15 protein-coding genes and 1 pseudogene are annotated in these 16,646 nt (G+C 70.9%); 11 read left to right on the top strand and 5 right to left on the bottom strand.

Going from position 1 to position 16,646, the window contains the following annotated elements; all coding sequences use genetic code 11:
• Nucleotides 1-7: 7 nt before the first annotated feature.
• Complete coding sequence (locus ACWD5F_RS25385) at nt 8-1,804, bottom strand: AMP-dependent synthetase/ligase (protein ID WP_451257614.1); 1,797 nt, start codon at nt 1,802-1,804, stop codon at nt 8-10.
• Nucleotides 1,805-2,054: 250 nt separating this feature from the next.
• Between ACWD5F_RS25385 and ACWD5F_RS25390 the strand changes: the two genes are divergently transcribed.
• The 6 genes from ACWD5F_RS25390 to ACWD5F_RS25415 all read left to right on the top strand — a co-directional run bounded on the left by ACWD5F_RS25390 (nt 2,055) and on the right by ACWD5F_RS25415 (nt 7,055).
• Complete coding sequence (locus ACWD5F_RS25390; RefSeq protein ID WP_451257615.1) at nt 2,055-2,852, top strand: metallophosphoesterase family protein; 798 nt, start codon at nt 2,055-2,057, stop codon at nt 2,850-2,852.
• 112 nt (nt 2,853-2,964) lie between these two features.
• Nucleotides 2,965-3,408, top strand: coding sequence for an SRPBCC family protein (locus ACWD5F_RS25395; protein WP_401727414.1), 444 nt, complete (start codon nt 2,965-2,967; stop codon nt 3,406-3,408).
• Between the two features lie 49 nt (nt 3,409-3,457).
• Complete coding sequence (locus ACWD5F_RS25400; protein WP_451257618.1) at nt 3,458-4,624, top strand: ArsA family ATPase; 1,167 nt, start codon at nt 3,458-3,460, stop codon at nt 4,622-4,624.
• 57 nt (nt 4,625-4,681) lie between these two features.
• Nucleotides 4,682-5,200 (top strand): DUF5304 domain-containing protein, encoded by a 519-nt coding sequence (locus ACWD5F_RS25405; protein WP_451257620.1) that lies wholly within the window; start codon nt 4,682-4,684, stop codon nt 5,198-5,200.
• 55 nt (nt 5,201-5,255) lie between these two features.
• Nucleotides 5,256-6,209: an ROK family glucokinase gene (locus ACWD5F_RS25410; protein WP_124004228.1), complete on the top strand. Its 954-nt coding sequence runs from the start codon at nt 5,256-5,258 to the stop codon at nt 6,207-6,209.
• A gap of 87 nt (nt 6,210-6,296) precedes the next feature.
• Nucleotides 6,297-7,055 carry an endonuclease/exonuclease/phosphatase family protein gene (locus ACWD5F_RS25415; RefSeq protein ID WP_451257622.1) on the top strand — a complete coding sequence of 253 codons (759 nt, stop codon included), beginning with the start codon at nt 6,297-6,299 and terminating at the stop codon, nt 7,053-7,055.
• Nucleotides 7,056-7,120: 65 nt separating this feature from the next.
• Here ACWD5F_RS25415 and ACWD5F_RS25420 read toward each other — a convergent pair whose 3' ends face one another.
• The gene (locus tag ACWD5F_RS25420; RefSeq protein WP_451257624.1) at nt 7,121-7,705 is read right to left on the bottom strand and encodes a hypothetical protein; all 585 of its coding nucleotides are present in this window, start codon (nt 7,703-7,705) and stop codon (nt 7,121-7,123) included.
• Complete coding sequence (locus ACWD5F_RS25425) at nt 7,698-8,477, bottom strand: alpha/beta hydrolase (protein ID WP_451258268.1); 780 nt, start codon at nt 8,475-8,477, stop codon at nt 7,698-7,700. Before ACWD5F_RS25425 ends, ACWD5F_RS25420 begins: the two co-directional genes overlap by 8 nt.
• Nucleotides 8,478-8,664: 187 nt before the next feature.
• Between ACWD5F_RS25425 and ACWD5F_RS25430 the strand changes: the two are divergent.
• From ACWD5F_RS25430 to ACWD5F_RS25450, 5 genes and pseudogenes are all read left to right on the top strand, one after another.
• Nucleotides 8,665-9,420 (top strand): annotated as a pseudogene (locus ACWD5F_RS25430) (lysophospholipid acyltransferase family protein); the annotation flags it as partial.
• 1,046 nt (nt 9,421-10,466) lie between these two features.
• On the top strand, nt 10,467-11,705 hold the full coding sequence (macS, locus tag ACWD5F_RS25435; protein WP_451257626.1) for a MacS family sensor histidine kinase: 1,239 nt from the start codon (nt 10,467-10,469) through the stop codon (nt 11,703-11,705).
• Nucleotides 11,702-12,376 (top strand): response regulator, encoded by a 675-nt coding sequence (locus ACWD5F_RS25440; protein ID WP_401727407.1) that lies wholly within the window; start codon nt 11,702-11,704, stop codon nt 12,374-12,376. The genes macS and ACWD5F_RS25440 overlap by 4 nt, the downstream gene beginning before the upstream one ends.
• A 134-nt stretch (nt 12,377-12,510) precedes the next feature.
• Nucleotides 12,511-13,539 carry a 6-phosphofructokinase gene (locus tag ACWD5F_RS25445; protein WP_451257628.1) on the top strand — a complete coding sequence of 343 codons (1,029 nt, stop codon included), beginning with the start codon at nt 12,511-12,513 and terminating at the stop codon, nt 13,537-13,539.
• 128 nt (nt 13,540-13,667) lie between these two features.
• A complete protein-coding gene (locus ACWD5F_RS25450; RefSeq protein WP_451257630.1) occupies nt 13,668-14,663 on the top strand; it encodes a 2-hydroxyacid dehydrogenase in 996 nt (331 codons plus the stop codon).
• On the opposite strand, the gene ACWD5F_RS25455 is transcribed toward ACWD5F_RS25450, so the two are convergent.
• On the bottom strand, nt 14,615-16,495 hold the full coding sequence (locus ACWD5F_RS25455) for an anthranilate synthase family protein (protein WP_451257632.1): 1,881 nt from the start codon (nt 16,493-16,495) through the stop codon (nt 14,615-14,617). The two genes, ACWD5F_RS25450 and ACWD5F_RS25455, sit on opposite strands and share 49 nt — an antisense overlap.
• A gap of 90 nt (nt 16,496-16,585) precedes the next feature.
• Nucleotides 16,586-16,642 carry a trp operon leader peptide gene (locus ACWD5F_RS25460; RefSeq protein ID WP_356123226.1) on the bottom strand — a complete coding sequence of 19 codons (57 nt, stop codon included), beginning with the start codon at nt 16,640-16,642 and terminating at the stop codon, nt 16,586-16,588.
• Nucleotides 16,643-16,646 lie beyond the last annotated feature (4 nt).

Consider the following 16,646-nt stretch of genomic DNA (forward strand, 5'->3'; position numbering starts at 1 on the left):
GGCCCTGCTACTTCTGGTAGATGGCCTCGATCTCGTTCGCGTAGTCCTTCGCGACCACATTGCGCTTGAGCTTCAGCGACGGCGTCAGGTGGCCCGACTCCTCCGAGAACTGGGAGGAGAGAATGCGGAACTTGCGCACGGATTCCGCCTTGGACACCGCGGCGTTCCCGTCGTCGACCGCGTCCTGGATCGCCGCGACCAGATCGGGGTCGTCGTGCAGCGACGCCGCGGTGGAACCCGCCGGCTTGCCGTGCTCAGCTGCCCAGCGGTCCAGGAACTCGTCGTCGATCGTGATCAGCGCGCCCACGAAGGGCCGCCCGTCGCCGACCACCATGCACTCCGCGACCAGCGCGTGCGCGCGGATCCGGTCCTCGATCACGGCCGGCGCGACGTTCTTGCCGCCCGCGGTGACGATGATCTCCTTCTTGCGGCCGGTGATCCTGAGGTAGCCGTCCTCGTCGAGCGTGCCGATGTCGCCCGTGTGGAACCAGCCGTCGGTCAGCGCCTCCGCGGTCGCGCCCGGGTTGTTCCAGTACCCCGAGAACAGGTGCTCGCCGTGCAGCAGCACCTCGCCGTCGTCCGCGATCCTGATCACCGAGCCGGGCAGCGGCTGGCCGACCGTGCCGATCTTCGTACGGTCCCAGGGGTTGAAGGCGGTGGCCGCGCAGGACTCGGTCAGGCCGTAGCCCTCCAGGACCGTGAAGCCGATGCCGCGGAAGAAGTGCCCGAGCCGCTCGCCCAGCGGGGCGCCGCCGGAGATGGCGTACTCGCCCCGGCCGCCGAGGACCGCGCGCAGCTTGCTGTAGACGAGCTTGTCGAAGGTCTTGTGCTTGATCTTCAGACCGAGCGACGGGCCCGCCGGCGTGTCCAGCGCCTTGCTGTACGCGATCGCGGTGTCCGCCGCCTTGTCGAAGATCTTGCCCTTGCCGTCCGCCTGCGCCTTGGCGCGGGCCGAGTTGTAGACCTTCTCGAAGACGCGCGGGACGCCCAGGATCAGCGTCGGGCGGAACGAGGCGAGCTCGTCGGTGAGGTTCTTGATGTCCGGGACGTTGCCCAGCTTGATCGGCGCCATCATCGGCGCGATCTGCACCAGCCGGCCGAAGACGTGCGCCAGCGGCAGGAAGAGCAGGACGGAACACTCGCCGGTGCGGAACAGCGGACGCAGCCGCTCCACGATGTTCCCGCACTCGGCGAAGAAGCTGCGGTGGGTCAGCACACAGCCCTTGGGGCGGCCCGTGGTGCCCGAGGTGTAGACGATGGTCGCCGGGTCGTCGGCCTTGGCCAGCGAGCCGCGCTCCTCGACCGTCGCGTCGCTGACGTCCTTGCCGAGCCGGCCCAGCTCCTCGATCGCGCCGGCCTCGATCTGCCAGACCTGCTTGAGGGCGGGCAGCCGGTCACGGACCGACTCCACGGCGGCCGCGTGGCCGTCAAGCTCCACGACACAGGCGGTCGCGCCCGAGTCGGACAGGATCCACTCCACCTGTTCCGGCGAACTGGTCTCGTACACCGGCACGGTGACCGCGCCCGCGCTCCAGATCGCGAAGTCCAGCAGCGTCCACTCGTAGCGGGTGCGGGACATCAGGCCGACCCGGTCGCCCGGCTGCACGCCCGAGGCGATGAGCCCCTTGGCGGCCGCGTGCACCTCGGCCGCGAAGGCCGTCGCCGACACGTCCTGCCAGACACCGCCGACCTTGCGGGCGATCACCGCGACATCGGGATGCTGCGCGGCGTTTCTCCGGACGATGTCGGTGAGATTGCCGTCCGCAGGGACCTCGTACAAAGCCGGAAGGCTGAACTCGCGCAAGACTGCTGCTCCTCATAGGGCGCCGGCGCCACGACGTTGTGCGATGCGACGGTGCGGTCCAAGACTGGACTGCCCGGACGTTACCCGCCGGTATGGCTGCTGCGACAGGGGGTCGGGGGGAGATGTTCGCCGTGTCACACAGATTGGTGTTCCAGTCCGTACGGTAGTCCACCCGCAAACTGACTGGCCAGTAACCGCAAGGCCCGTCGCCACTGTTCACGTTCACCGCACACGCTTACCCTTGATCGTCATGGCACCCACACCAGCCGGTAACAGCAGGACACGCGTTCATGTGGTCAGTGACGTGCACGGCAACGCCCGTGACCTGGCCAGAGCCGGCGAGGGTGCCGACGCGCTGATCTGTCTGGGCGACCTCGTCCTCTTCCTCGACTACGCCGACCACTCGCGCGGCATCTTCCCCGACCTGTTCGGCGAGGAGAACGCCGACCGCCTCGTCGAGCTGCGCACCGCCCGCCGCTTCGAGGAGGCCCGCGCGCTCGGCGCCCGGCTGTGGAGCGGCATCGGCACCGACCGGCGGACGGCGATCGAGAAAGCGGTGCGCAAGCAGTACGCCGAGATGTTCGCCGCGTTCCCCACACCGACGTACGCCACCTACGGCAATGTCGACATGCCGCCACTGTGGGCGGAGTACGCCGGCCCCGGCACCACCGTGCTCGACGGCGAGCGGGTCGAGATCGGCGGACGGACCTTCGGTTTCGTCGGCGGCGGCCTGCGCACCCCCATGAGCACCCCCTACGAGATCAGCGACGAGGAGTACGCGGCGAAGATCGAGGCCGTGGGCGAGGTCGACGTGCTGTGCACGCACATCCCGCCGGAGGTCCCGGAGCTGGTCTACGACACCGTCGCGCGCCGTTTCGAACGCGGCAGCCGGGCGCTGCTGGACGCGATCCGCCGTACCCGGCCCCGGTATTCGCTGTTCGGCCATGTCCACCAGCCGTTGGTGCGGCGGATGCGGGTGGGGGCGACCGAGTGCGTGAACGTCGGGCACTTCGCCGGGAGCGGGAAGCCCTGGGTACTGGAGTGGTGAGAGACCGCAGGTAGGGGGTGAAGTAGGGCGGCCGACCGCACGGTAGCCTTCACGCTGCACGCACAGCCGCATGACGACGCCCTGCCGGTCCGCATCTGGAGGAGCCACAGCGATGGCGGAACACACCAGTTCGAGCATCACGATCGAGGCGGCACCGGCCGATGTCATGGAGGTGATCTCCGACTTCGCCCGCTATCCCGACTGGACCGGCGAGGTGAAGGAGGCGGAGGTCCTCGCGACGGACGGTCAGGGGCGGGCCGAGCAGGTACGGCTCGTCATGGACGCGGGGGCCATCAAGGACGACCAGACGCTGGCGTACACGTGGACCGGGGCGAACGAGGTCTCCTGGACGCTGGTCAAGTCCCAGATGCTGAGGTCGCTCGACGGCTCGTACATCTTGAAGGCGGCGGGTGACGGTTCGACGCAGGTCACGTATCTGCTGACGGTCGACGTCAAGATTCCGATGCTGGGGATGATCAAGCGCAAGGCCGAGAAGGTCATCATCGACCGGGCGCTGGCCGGATTGAAGAAGCGCGTGGAGTCGGGGGAGAAGTAGGGTCCTCGCCGCAGGGCCCCTTGGCCGGTCTCCGTTACCGTTCACCATCATGCGTACCCTCCTGATCACCGGCCCTGGCGGCAGCGGACGTACGACTGTCGCCGCTGCCACCGCGCTCCGCGCCTCCCGTGAGGGCGTTCGCACCCTTGTCCTCAGCGCCGACCGGACCGACACCCTCGGTGCTGTCCTCGGCACGGCGACGGGACCGGTTCCGACCACCGTCGCCCCGGACCTCACCGCCTGGCGGCCCGACGCCACCGCCCGTTTCCGGGACGACCTCGGGGCCTTCCAGGAACGTGCCGCGAATGTTCTCGATCTGCTCGGGGCCTCGCGGCTCGAGGCGGAGGAGGTCACGCCGCTTCCCGGGGCCGAGGAACTCACCCTGCTGCGCGCGTTGCGCGATGCCGCGCTCGCCGAGACGCACGACCTGCTGGTCGTCGACCTTCCGGCCGCCCCGCAGGCCCTCGCGCTGCTCGCCCTGCCGGAGGAGCTGCGGCGTTATCTGCGGCGGCTGCTGCCGGCCGAGCGACAGGCGGCCCGTGCGCTGCGGCCCGTGCTGGGGCGGCTGGCCGGGGTGCCGATGCCCTCGGAGTGGCTGTACGAGACCGCCGGGCGCTGGGATCTGGAACTCGGTGCCGTCGAGGCGGTGCTCGCCGACCGGGACACCGTCGTACGGGTGGTCGCGGAACCCGGGCCCGCCGGCGCGGATGCCGTGCGCGACACCGTTCTCGCCCTTGCGCTGCGCGGGCTGCGGCCCGATGTGCTGGTCGCCAACCGGGTGCTGCCCGAGGCCGCCGCGGACGCGCTGCCGGGTCTGGTCGTCCAGCAGCGCAAGGTGCTGGAGGAGTGGCAGGAGTCGTACGAGGTGCGGGCCGTCCGGCAGTTGGGGCACGACCCGCGGGGTGCGGACGATCTCGTCGCCCTCGCCGTTCCCGGGGTCGGCGACACCGTCTCCGCCGTCGAGTGGCCCGTCGAGGACCGGCTCGCCGACGACGGTGTCCTCGTCTGGCGGCTGCCGCTGCCCGGCGCGATACGCGATGAACTCGACCTCATCCGGCGCGGTGACGAACTCGTCGTCGCCGCGGGCAGCTTCCGCCGGATCGTGCCGCTGCCCTCGGCCCTGCGCCGGTGCACCGTCGACGGGGCCTCGCTGCGCGAGGGGGAACTGCGGATCCGGTTCGCGCCGGACCGCAATCTGTGGCCCGAGAGGCCGTGAACGACTTACGCCCGTTCGGGTAACGTCGTAGAGACGAACCGTAGTCAGGAGTCCGTCATGAGCGAAGAGCTCCCTCCGTCCCAGGCCGGTACGGAGGACGTGGACGAGGTGAGGGCCACCGACGCCGACGCGTGGGCGACCGCCTGCGCCGAGGATCTCGCCGCGGAGAAGGCCCGCCGCCGCGTCCAGTACGGCCAGCCGCCGGTCTCGGCCGCCGAGGAACTGCGCAAGCTCGTCGACGCCGTCGGCGACAAGCTGTCGTCGCTCAACTCACCGTTGCTCGGCGCGGTCGCCGGACCGGCCGCCCAACAGGTGGTGAAGCAGGTCGTCCAGCAGGCGAAGGCCGCGGTCGAGCCGGTCATCGAACGCAACCCGGACGTCTTCGACCACCTCGCCGCCGCGGGCAACGAACTCCTCGCCGCCTACCGCTCCGCGGTCCAGGCCCAGGAACAGCGCTGGACGGCCCGCACGACCGACCTCCACAAGGACCTCGACGAGCAGCGCGACGAACGTCACGAGGAACGGGGCGAAGACGGGGACGGTACCGGCCCCGGCCAGCGCATCGACCTAGACTGATTGCCCCCTCAGGTACGGTGGCCCATAGCGGGGCTCGACCGAAACTGAGGGATTCATGGGACTCACCATCGGCGTCGATATCGGCGGCACGAAGATCGCGGCCGGCGTGGTCGATGAGGAAGGCAACATCCTCTCGACGCACAAGGTGCCGACCCCGAGTACGCCCGAGGGCATCGTGGACGCCATCGCCTCCGCGGTGGAGGGCGCTCGGGCCGGGCACGAGATCGTCGGCGTGGGTATCGGTGCGGCCGGTTACGTGAACAGGCAGCGCTCCACCGTCTACTTCGCGCCGAACATCGACTGGCGCCAGGAGCCGCTGAAGGAGAAGGTCGAGGGCCGCGTCGGCCTTCCCGTCGTGGTCGAGAACGACGCCAACGCGGCCGCGTGGGGCGAGTACAAGTTCGGTGCCGGCAAGGGCCACCGCAACGTCATCTGCATCACGCTGGGCACCGGCCTCGGCGGCGGCATCATCATCGGCAACAAGCTGCGCCGCGGACACTTCGGTGTGGCCGCCGAGTTCGGCCACATCCGGATGGTGCCGGACGGACTGCTGTGCGGCTGCGGCTCGCAGGGCTGCTGGGAGCAGTACGCCTCCGGCCGCGCCCTCGTCAGATACGCCAAACAGCGCGCCAACGCCACCCCCGAGAACGCCGAGATCCTGCTCGGCCTCGGTGACGGCAACCCCGACAGCATCGAGGGCAAGCACATCTCGATGGCCGCCCGGCAGGGCGACCCGGTCGCCGTCGACTCCTACCGTGAGCTCGCCCGCTGGGCCGGCGCCGGTCTCGCCGACCTCGCCTCGCTCTTCGACCCCTCCGCCTTCATCGTCGGCGGCGGCCTCTCCGACGAGGGCGAACTGGTCCTCGACCCGATCCGCAAGTCGTACAAGCGCTGGCTGGTGGGCGGCAACTGGCGCCCGGTCGCCGACGTGATCGCGGCTCAGCTCGGCAACAAGGCGGGCCTCGTCGGTGCCGCGGACCTCGCCCGGGAGCCCGACCCGATCATGTGACGCCGGTCCGGTGACATCGCTGTCCGCACGGCCGCGCCCGCCGAGCCCGTACCCCGGGACGGCGGGCTTCGTCGTATGTTGGCGACCATGGCGATTTCGACCCCGCTGCTGCCCAACTCCCGGACCGAATCGGACGGTTCCGCCGTCATCCGGGTCCTCAGCTACAACATCCGCTCGATGCGCGACGACACCGCGGCCCTGGCCCGGGTGATCGGTGCCTGCGCCCCGGACCTGGTGCTGGTCCAGGAGGCCCCCCGGTTCTTCCGCTGGCGCAAGAAGCTGGCCCGGCTCGCGGCCGCCTCCGGGCAGGTGGTCCTCACCGGCGGGGGCACCGCCGCGGGACCGGCGATCCTGTGCAACCTCCGTGCCACCGTCGAGCGCACCGAGGACGTCCTGCTGCCGCTCACCCCCGGCCAGCACCGGCGCGGGTTCGCCACCGCCGTCGTCCGCTTCGGCGGCGCGCGGCTTGGCGTACTGAGCTGTCACCTCTCCCTGCAGAAGGAGGAGCGGCACGAGCAGAGCGGCATGCTCCTGGACCGGCTCGCCGGGCTCGGCACGGACCACGCGATCGCGGGCGGCGACCTGAACGAACGCCCGGGCGGTCCCGCTTTCCAGCGACTGGCCGAGGGGCTCCAGGACTGCCGGACCACCGTCCCCTGGGGCGGCGAGTACACGTTCAACCCCGTCACCCCCTTCCAGCGGATCGACGCGATCTTCGCCACGAAGGGTGTGGAGGTGCTGGGTTGTGGGGTTCCGCTCGGCCAGCCGGGGGTGACCGAGACAGACCTGAGGGCGGCCACGGACCATCTGCCGGTCCTGGCCGCCCTCCGGATCCCCGCGAGCTAGTTGTACTTGTTCCGAAGAGTTCCCTCGACGTGGTCGTCAGGGGAATCCTGGTGGGTCCCCGTGGGCTAGACGACCGCGCCGCGCCCCGGGTCCCCCTCGTCCTCGTCGTCCGTCTTCATCCGCATCACCAGCGTGGCGAACCCGCCGAGGAAGCCGCCGATGCCGACCGTGGTCAGCCACCAGGTCATCTCCCAGCCGAGCAGGACCGCGAGCAGGAGGAGCAGCGGGCCGCCGATCACCCCGAGCCAGGCGAACTTGGCGGTCACGTCGGCGGCGGGCAGGGGCGGCGGCTCCGGCGGGACGAAGTGGCCCTCGTCGTCCTCGTCGAAGTCCGACTCGGCCGGCTCGGGCGCCGGGTAGTCGCGCGGGCCGACGCCGGGGGCGAAGGAGACGGAGCCGCCGAGGGGCTCCGCCGGCTTCTTCTCCTCCTCCTTCGACGGTTTCGAAGAGGGCTCGGCCGACGGCGCGTCATTGGTCTCCGGCTCCAACAGGGCCAGATCCTCGATGGACTTGAAGGGTTTGGCGCCCGGCGGATCCTTGGGCTCTTCGCCGTACCCCTCGACGATCGCCGCCCACGCGGCCGCCTCGTCGAACGGGACGCCCTGCTCTTCGGGTTCGCGGTCCTCGCGATCCGAGTCGTGCTCAGCCACCTGCGGCCGTCCCTTCCTTGCCGACACTGGGTGCGAGCCGGCCGATGAACGCGAGGCTCTCCTCGAAGATCCGGTCCGCGTCGTGGTCCAACGTCGCGACGTGGTAGCTCTGTTCCAGCAGGATCTCCGTCACGTCCCGTGAGGAGACGCGGCCGAGGATCCGGGCCGAGTCGGCCGGCGGCACCACATGGTCCTGCGGGCTGCGCAGCAGCAACAGCGGCTGGGTGACCTGGGGCAGCTCGCGGTCGACCTGCTTGAACAGGTTCCGCAGGGCGTACGCGGCGTGCAGCGGCACCCGGTCGTAGCCCAGCTCCTCGCCGCCCTCCTTCGCGATGTCGCTGGCGATGCCCTTCGTCGACGGCACGAGATGGCGGACCACCGGAAGGGCGTGGGCCGCGGCGCCGTGCATCTTGTTCGCCGGGTTGACGACGATCACGCCGCTGATCGCGTCACCGTGCTTGGCCGCGAGGCGCAGCGCGAGGGTGCCGCCCATGGACAGGCCGGCCACGAACACCTCGGCGCAGCGCTCGCGCAGGGCCCGCAGCTCGCGGTCCACCTCCGCGTACCAGTCCTGCCAGCCGGTGAGCTGCATGTCCTCCCAGCGGGTGCCGTGGCCGGGCAGCAGCGGCAGCGAGACCGTGAGGCCGTGCGCGGCGAGATGCTGTGCCCAGGGGCGCAGCGACTGGGGGGAACCGGTGAAGCCGTGGCAGAGCAGGACCCCTGCCTCTCCGCCCTCGTGGCGGTACGGCTCGGCTCCAGGAAGGACCGGCACCTTCGGTCTCCTGTTCATGAGAGTGGCGGTTCATGCAAGTGGCGGTTCGTCGAAGGGACGTGAAGTCCAGGTGATTCACCGTACGCGACCGCACTGACACCGACCAGGGTCGTCGGCTCCTTTGGCGGCAGGCCGCGTTAAGGTCTGATCTACAGACACAGGAGGCAGTCGGTTGTTGTACGGCACGATGAAGGTCGCCATCGGGGGGCCGCTGAAGGTCGCCTTCAGACCCTGGGTGGAAGGCATGGAGAACATTCCGGCCGAGGGCCCCGCGATCCTGGCGAGCAACCACCTGTCCTTCTCCGACTCGTTCTTCCTGCCCGCGGTCCTGGACCGCAAGGTGACCTTCATCGCGAAGGCCGAGTACTTCACCACCCCCGGCGTCAAGGGCCGGCTGACGGCCGCGTTCTTCAAGGGGGTCGGCCAGCTTCCGGTGGACCGTTCCGGCGCGCGTGGCGCGGGCGAGGCGGCGATCCAGAGCGGTCTGGACGTGCTGGCGCGCGGTGAGCTGTTCGGGATCTATCCGGAGGGCACGCGCTCGCCCGACGGCCGCCTCTACCGCGGCAAGCCCGGTGGCCTCGCGCGCGTGGCGCTCGCCTCCGGCGCGCCGGTGATCCCGGTCGCGATGATCGACACCGAGAAGATCCAGCCGCCGGGCAAGGTCATGCCCAAGCTGATGCGCCCGGGCATCCGCATCGGCAAGCCCCTCGACTTCAGCCGCTACCAGGGCATGGAGCACGACCGCTTCGTCCTGCGCGCCGTGACCGACGAGGTCATGTACGAGATCATGAAGCTCTCCGGCCAGGAGTACGTCGACATCTACGCGACGGCCGCGAAGCGCCGCCTCGCGGAGGCGACGAAGGCCGGCAAGGAAGCGGAGAAGGCCGCAAAGGCGGCCCTGACCCAGGCCGAGAAACAGAAGACGGCAGCGACCAAGACGGAGTCGGACGCGACGGCGGCCGAGCTGGCGGCGAGTACGGCGGCAGCGGCTGTGACGCGAGCCGACACTGTGGCACCGGACGAGACCGACCCGGACAAGTCCGTCGCGAGTGCGGCAGCGGGCGAGCCGACAGCAGCCGAGGCCGGGGCGGACGAGTCCGCAGCCGATACCGGCGCAGCGGCGGAGGATTCGGCGCGAGCTGATACGACGGCGGTGGGCGAGCCGGCAGCAGGTACGGCCCAAGCGGGCACTGCGGCAGCGGGCGAGGCCGAGGAGGGCAAGCCCGCAACGCACGCGGACGGGTCGGCAGCAGCGGCAGAGGCTTCGGCGCACGCCGACGCTGCGGCAGCGGACGAGACCGAGTCGGGTAAGCCCGCAGCGGTCTCGGCGCAGGCGGGCGAGTCTGCAGCGGGTACCGCCCAGGCGGGCACGGCAATGGTGGGCGGGCCGGCAGAGGGTGCGGCGCGAGCCGATGCTGCGGCAGCGGACGACGCCGAGGCGGGTAAGTCCGCAGCGGGCACGGCGGCAGCGGGCGGGCCGGCAGAGGCCTCGGCGCAGGCCGACACCGCGGCAGCGGGCGAGGCCCAGGCTGGTCAGCCCGGCGCGGGCACCGCGCAAGCAGGCGAGCCCTCGGCTGATGACGCGGCAGCCGGCACAGCCGCAGTGGACGAACCGGCAGCGGACACGGCGGCACCGGCGGCCGCGCGCGAGCTGTCGACGGACGCACCCGCACCAAGCGAGCCGTCGACGGACACACCGGCAGCCTCCAAGTCGTCAACGGACATGCCCGCAGCCTCCGAGTCGTCGGCAGACACGCCCGCAGCCTCCGAGCCGGCGGTAGACGGACCCGCAGCCTCCAAGCCGGAGGCAGACGCGCCCGCAGCCCCCAAGCCGGAGGCAAACGCACCCCTGCCCGCCAAGCCGTCGGCAGACAAACCCGCGGGGGTCGATCGGCGGAAGTCCGGGTCCTAAGGGTCCGGACACGGCAGGCTGGGGGCGTGTGGGCGGTTGCGCAAGGGCGTGTGGGAGTGCGTGGAGGGGGACGGGGCATGGCCAGGCGTGAGCAAGTGATGAGGATGTCGGTCGAGCAGCCGCTGTGGCGTGCGCTGACCGCCTACCGGGTGCTCACGATGCTGTACGCGGTCGGCCTGTTCGCCACCGCCTACGACGAGTACGACCGGCCCGGGATCGCCATCGCCTACTTCGCCGTCCTGTTTGTTTGGACTCTCGCCACGCTGCCCCGCGTGCAGAACGCGGTCGCCTGTACCAAGCGCTTCCTCGCCGTCGACCTCTCCATCGCGCTCATCGGCATCCTGCTCACCCCGCTCGTCGCCGACGACCACCACGTCAGCAGCGGTGGCCCCACCCTGCCGTCGATATGGACCGCCGGCTCGGTGCTCGCGTTCGCCATCAAAGGCGGGTGGCGCTGGGCCGCCTTCGCCTCCACGCCCGTCGCCGCCGCCAACCTGATCGAGCGCGGCTCCCCGGCCCGCGACACCGTCCACAACGTGATCCTCGTCTGGGTCGCCTCCATCGCCATCGGCTACGTCGTCGAGGTCGCCCGCGCCTCCGAACGCACCCTCGCCCGCGCCCTGGAGATCGAGGCCGCCACCCGGGAACGCGAGCGGCTCGCCCGGGACATCCACGACGGCGTCCTCCAGGTGCTGGCCATGGTGCAGCGGCGCAGCCTGAGCCTGGGTGGCGAGGCGGCCGAGCTGGGCCGGATGGCCGGCGAGCAGGAGGTCGCGCTGCGCATGCTGGTCTCCGGCGGCCTGGTACCCGTATCGCATGCTTCGGAGGACGCGGCCCAGGGAGCGGTCGTACGAGCCGTCGAGGCGCCCGAGGAGGAGGACGACGGGCCCGTCGACCTGCGTACCCTGCTCGCGCCCTACGCCGCCGCGAAGGTCGGCTTCGCCGAGCCCGGCGCGCCCGTGCTGCTGCCCGCGCCGGCCGCCAGGGAACTGGCCGCGGCCGTCGGGGCCGCCCTGGACAACGTCCACCGGCACGCCGGCGAGGACGCGCGCGCGTGGATCCTCGTCGAGGACGAACCCGCCGAGGTCGTGGTGACCGTACGGGACGACGGACCCGGCATCCCCGAGGGCCGGCTCGCCCAGGCCGAGGGCGAGGGCCGGATGGGGGTCGCCCTCTCGATCCGCGGCCGGCTGCGCGAACTCGGCGGCAGCGCCGAACTGATCTCGGTGCCCGGCCAGGGCACGGAGGTCGAGCTGAAGGTGCCCAAGAACCGGAAGACGGACCGCACGACGGACGGGAAGGCGGAGCGGCGATGAGTGAGCAGGGCCCGATCAGGGTCATGGTGGTCGACGACCACCCGATGTGGCGCGACGCCGTCGCCCGCGACCTGGCCGCGTCCGGCTTCGAGGTGGTCGCCACCGCGGGCGACGGCGACCAGGCCGTACGCCGTGCCAAGGCCGTCGGCCCCGACGTCCTGGTCCTCGACCTCAACCTGCCGCTCAAGCCCGGCGTCCAGGTCTGCAAGGAACTCGTCGGCCACAACCCCGCCCTGCGCGTCCTCGTCCTGTCCGCGAGCGGCGAGCACGCCGACGTCCTGGAGGCCGTGAAGTCCGGCGCGACCGGCTACCTCCTCAAGTCCGCGTCGACCGAGGAACTGCTGGACGCGGTGCGCCGCACGGCCGTCGGCGACCCAGTGTTCACGCCGGGCCTGGCCGGACTCGTCCTCGGCGAGTACCGCCGCCTCGCCTCCGACCCGGCGCCCGCCGCGGGCAGCGACCAGCCCAAGGCCCCGCAGCTCACCGACCGGGAGACCGAGGTGCTGCGCCTGGTCGCCAAGGGCCTGAGCTACAAGCAGATCGCGGAACGCCTGGTCATCTCCCACCGCACGGTCCAGAACCACGTGCAGAACACCCTCGGCAAGCTCCAGCTGCACAACCGGGTCGAGCTGGTCCGGTACGCCATCGAGCGCGGTCTGGACGACGAGTAGCGGCGCCCGCAGCCGTCGTCGAGCGGTCGAACAGACCGACGCTTCAGCGGAATTGACCTTCCCACCCATCCCGCTGTGACCTGGATCACCATTAGCGTGGCTGTCACAGGAAACTGCGGCGAAGGGAATCTTCCATGCGCGTCGGAGTACTGACCGGAGGCGGCGACTGCCCCGGGCTCAACGCCGTCATCCGGGGCATCGTCCGCAAGGGCGTGCAGGAGTACGGCTATGACTTCGTCGGCTTCCGGGACGGCTGGCGCGGTCCACTGGAGAACGACAGCGTGCGTCTCGACATCCCCGCCGTACGCGGCATCCTGCCCCGCGGCGGCACCATCCTCGGCTCCTCCCGCACCAACCCGCTCAAGCAGGAGGACGGCATCCGCCGGGTCAAGGAGAACCTGGCCGAGCAGGAGGTCGAGGCCCTCATCGTGATCGGCGGCGAGGACACCCTCGGCGTCGCGGCCCGACTGTCCGACGACCACGGCGTCCCCTGTGTGGGCGTACCCAAGACCATCGACAACGACCTCTCCGCCACCGACTACACCTTCGGCTTCGACACCGCGGTCGGCATCGCCACCGAGGCCATCGACCGCCTGCACACCACCGCCGAGTCCCATATGCGCGTCCTGGTCTGCGAGGTGATGGGCCGCCACGCGGGCTGGATAGCGATCCACTCCGGCCTGGCCGGCGGTGCCAACGTCATCCTCATCCCGGAACAGCGCTTCGACGTCGACCAGGTGTGCGCCTGGATCACCTCCCGCTTCCAGGCCACGTACGCCCCGATCGTGGTCGTCGCCGAGGGCGCGATGCCCAAGGACGGCGACATGGTGCTCAAGGACGGGACGCTGGACTCCTTCGGGCACGTCAGGCTCTCCGGGGTCGGCGAGTGGCTGGCCAAGGAGATCGAGAAGCGCACCGGCCACGAGGCACGCACCACCGTCCTCGGGCACATCCAGCGCGGCGGCACGCCCAGCGCCTTCGACCGCTGGCTCGCCACCCGCTTCGGCCTGCACGCCATCGACGCCGTCCACGACGGCGACTTCGGCAAGATGGTCGCCCTGCGCGGCACGGACATCGTCCGCGTCCCGATCGCGGAGGCCACGGCCAAGCTGAAGACGGTGGATCCGGCGCTGTACGAGGAGGTGGGGGTCTTCTTCGGCTGACCTCTTCCTCCGGCGGGCTCCCTGTGGGCTTCCGACCGGCTCCCGCTGACCGGCACGGGTGGGTTATGGGCCATATATTCGAAATATTCGGAATGTCGTGCCCATAACCCACCGGAACGGGAGCGGTCGTGGAGGTCCTTGCCTTCGGTGTCCAGGCCGACGAGCGGCCGCTGATCGAGAGCGCGTTCGCCGGTCACCAGGAGATCCGCTGTCTGAGCGTCTTCCTCGACGAGGACACCGCCCCGATCGCCACGGGCCACGAGATCATCTCCACCAGCGTCAACGCCGACCTCAATCCCCGTGTCCTGGAGACCCTCGCCTCCGGCGGCACCCGGATGATCGCCCAGCGGTCCACCGGCTTCAACAACATCGACCTGGACGTCGCCGAACGCCTCGGCATCACCGTCGCCCGCGTCTCGTACTACTCGCCGTACTCCGTAGCCGAGTTCGCCTGGACCCTCGCCATGGCCGTCAACCGCCGGATCGTCCGGGCCGCCACGCGCACGCGTGACTTCGACTTCCGGCTGGACGGGCTGATGGGCCGGGACATGCACGGCCGGACCGCCGGCGTCCTCGGCACCGGCAAGATCGGCGAGGCGTTCGCCCGGATCGCCCACGGCTTCGGCATGGACCTGCTCGGTTGGGACGTCGCCGAGAACCCGGAGTGCGTGCGGCTCGGCATGAAGTACGTCCCCAAGGAGCGGCTGCTCGCCGAGTCCGACCTGGTCACCCTGCACGTCCCGCTGCTTCCGGAGACCCAGCGGCTCATCGACGCCGACGCCCTGAAGGCGATGAAGGACGACGCGATCCTCATCAACTCCAGCCGCGGCGGCCTGATCGACACCGCGGCCCTCGTCGCCGAACTGCGCGAGGGCCGCTTCACGGGCGTGGGACTCGACGTCTACGAGGCGGAGGCGGGCCTGTTCTTCCTCGACCGGTCCCTGGAGGCCGTCGACGACGACACCCTGGCCCGCCTGGTCACCTTCCCGAACGTCCTGGTCACCTCCCACCAGGCGTACTACACCGAGGACGCCGTCGGTCAGATCATCGAGGCCACCGTCCGCAACGTCCTCGACTACACGGCCGGCCGCCGCTCCGAGAACGTCCTCGTGCCGCGCAGCTGACCGATCAACTCCCGCACCACCGCAGCCCCGTTGAGCGTCAGCACCGACTCCGGGTGGAACTGCACGCCCGCGAATCCAGGGGCCCGCAGCGCGTGCACCTCGCCGTTGGCGGCCCGGCTCACCTCGATGCCGTGCGCGGCGAGTTCGGTCAGCTCCTCGTCGTCGCAGCGCGCCACGAAGCTGTTGTAGAAGCCGACGGTCTCGGTCCGCCCGAACAGGTCGATCGCCGTCTGCGCACCCTGGTACGGGACTTCCTTCCGTACGATCTCCAGGCCCAGCTCGGCCGCGATCAGCTCGTGCCCGAGGCAGACGCCGAGCACGCCGTGCCGGCGGTCCCGCAGGACCCGGGCGGTCAGCTCGCGCAGGAAGCGCATCTTGGGGTCGGCCGTGTCGGAGGGGTCGCCGGGACCGGGGCCGAGGACGACCGGACCCTCGTGCGCGAGCACCGCCTCCCGCAGCCTCGGCTCGTCGTACCGCCGGACGGTGACGTCGAGCCCGCCGGAGCGCAGCACGTGCGCGAGCATCGCCGTGAAGGTGTCCTCGCCGTCGACGACCAGGGCGTGTCCCGCCAGGGCGTCCGTCCGCTCCTGCATCCGCAGCCAGAACGGCGCGAGGAAGGCCCGGCGCCCGTCGAGCGCGGCACGCACGCGTGGATCCTCGGCGAGACTCACGCGCGCGTGCTCCTCGCGCGGCCGTGAAGGACGTACGCCCAGGGCCGCCAGCACCCCCGCCGCCTTCGCGTGGGTCTCCGCGACCTCGCTCGCCGGGTCCGAGCCCCGCACGAGGGTCGCGCCGACCGGCACGCGCAGGCGTCCGTCGGGGGAGATGTCGGCGGTGCGGATGAGGATGGGGGAGTCGAGGGTCTGGGCCCCGCCGGAGTCCCGGCCGAGCAGGGCCAGCGCGCCCGCGTAGTAGCCGCGGCCTCCGACCTCGTGCCGTTCGATGACCCGGCAGGCGTTCTGCACCGGCGACCCGGTGACGGTCGCCGCGAACATGGTCTCCTTCAGCACCTCCCGCGCGTCCAGGGACGACTTGCCGCGCAACTCGTACTCCGTGTGCGCGAGATGGGCCATCTCCTTCAGCCGCGGTCCGATCACGACCCCGCCCATGTCGCCGACGGTGCACATCATCTTGAGCTCCTCGTCGACGACCATCGACAGCTCCTCGATCTCCTTGCCGTCGGCGAGGAAGCCCAGCAGGTGCTCGGGGGTGGGGCCCTCGGCGAGATAGCGGTACGTGCCGCTGATCGGGTTCATCACGACCGTGCCGCCGGACATCCGCACATGCACCTCGGGGCTCGCGCCGACCAGCGTGCGGTCCCCGGTGTGCACGACGAACGTCCAGTACGCGCCCCGCTCGCCCTCGAGGAGCCGTCGGAACAGCGCGAGCGCGTCGGCCCGGCCGAACCCCGGGATCACGCCCTCGTACGTCCGCCGGATCACGAAGTTGGCGCCCTCGCCGCTGCCGATCTCCTCGTGCAGCACGCGCCCGACGATCCCGGCGTACTCCTCGTCGGCCACGTCGAAGCCGCCGTCCTCGACGCGGACGTCGTGCGCCGGGAGCTGGGTGAGCGCGTCGGCGAGCGGGATCCCGTACGACTCCTCGGGGGTCAGGACCGCCAGGGGTGTGCCGTCGTCGCGGACGTCGAAGCCGCGTTCCCGGATCTGGCGGAACGGGATCAGTGCCAGGCCCTCGTCGGGGAGGTCGGCGAGGCGGTCGTACGTGGCGACCGGGCCGAGGAACACCTCCACGGTGTTCTCGTCGTGGCCCGGTGTGCGGCGGCGCAGCAGGGCGAACGGGCGGTCGTCGTGCAGCAGTCGGGTCAGGTCCATGGTTCCTCTGCCATCTGTCGGTGAGGAACGACCCCGGAAACGCCGAAGGCCGCCCTCGGGCGGCCTTCGCGAAGTCTTGCGTACGCGCAGTCAGTGGGCCGCCGGATGAGCGGTCCACCACCAGTTCTGGATCGAGTGCGCGAGCATGCGC

The sequence above is a fragment of the Streptomyces sp. NPDC002499 genome (assembly GCF_053595415.1).

Coding starts and splice junctions, on each gene's coding strand:
- ACWD5F_RS25390 (WP_451257615.1), top strand. CDS start 2,055: ATGGCACCCACACCAGCCGGTAACAGCAGGACACGCGTTCATGTGGTC.
- ACWD5F_RS25395 (WP_401727414.1), top strand. CDS start 2,965: ATGGCGGAACACACCAGTTCGAGCATCACGATCGAGGCGGCACCGGCC.
- ACWD5F_RS25400 (WP_451257618.1), top strand. CDS start 3,458: ATGCGTACCCTCCTGATCACCGGCCCTGGCGGCAGCGGACGTACGACT.
- ACWD5F_RS25405 (WP_451257620.1), top strand. CDS start 4,682: ATGAGCGAAGAGCTCCCTCCGTCCCAGGCCGGTACGGAGGACGTGGAC.
- ACWD5F_RS25410 (WP_124004228.1), top strand. CDS start 5,256: ATGGGACTCACCATCGGCGTCGATATCGGCGGCACGAAGATCGCGGCC.
- ACWD5F_RS25415 (WP_451257622.1), top strand. CDS start 6,297: ATGGCGATTTCGACCCCGCTGCTGCCCAACTCCCGGACCGAATCGGAC.
- macS (WP_451257626.1), top strand. CDS start 10,467: ATGGCCAGGCGTGAGCAAGTGATGAGGATGTCGGTCGAGCAGCCGCTG.
- ACWD5F_RS25440 (WP_401727407.1), top strand. CDS start 11,702: ATGAGTGAGCAGGGCCCGATCAGGGTCATGGTGGTCGACGACCACCCG.
- ACWD5F_RS25445 (WP_451257628.1), top strand. CDS start 12,511: ATGCGCGTCGGAGTACTGACCGGAGGCGGCGACTGCCCCGGGCTCAAC.
- ACWD5F_RS25455 (WP_451257632.1), bottom strand. CDS start 16,495: ATGGACCTGACCCGACTGCTGCACGACGACCGCCCGTTCGCCCTGCTG.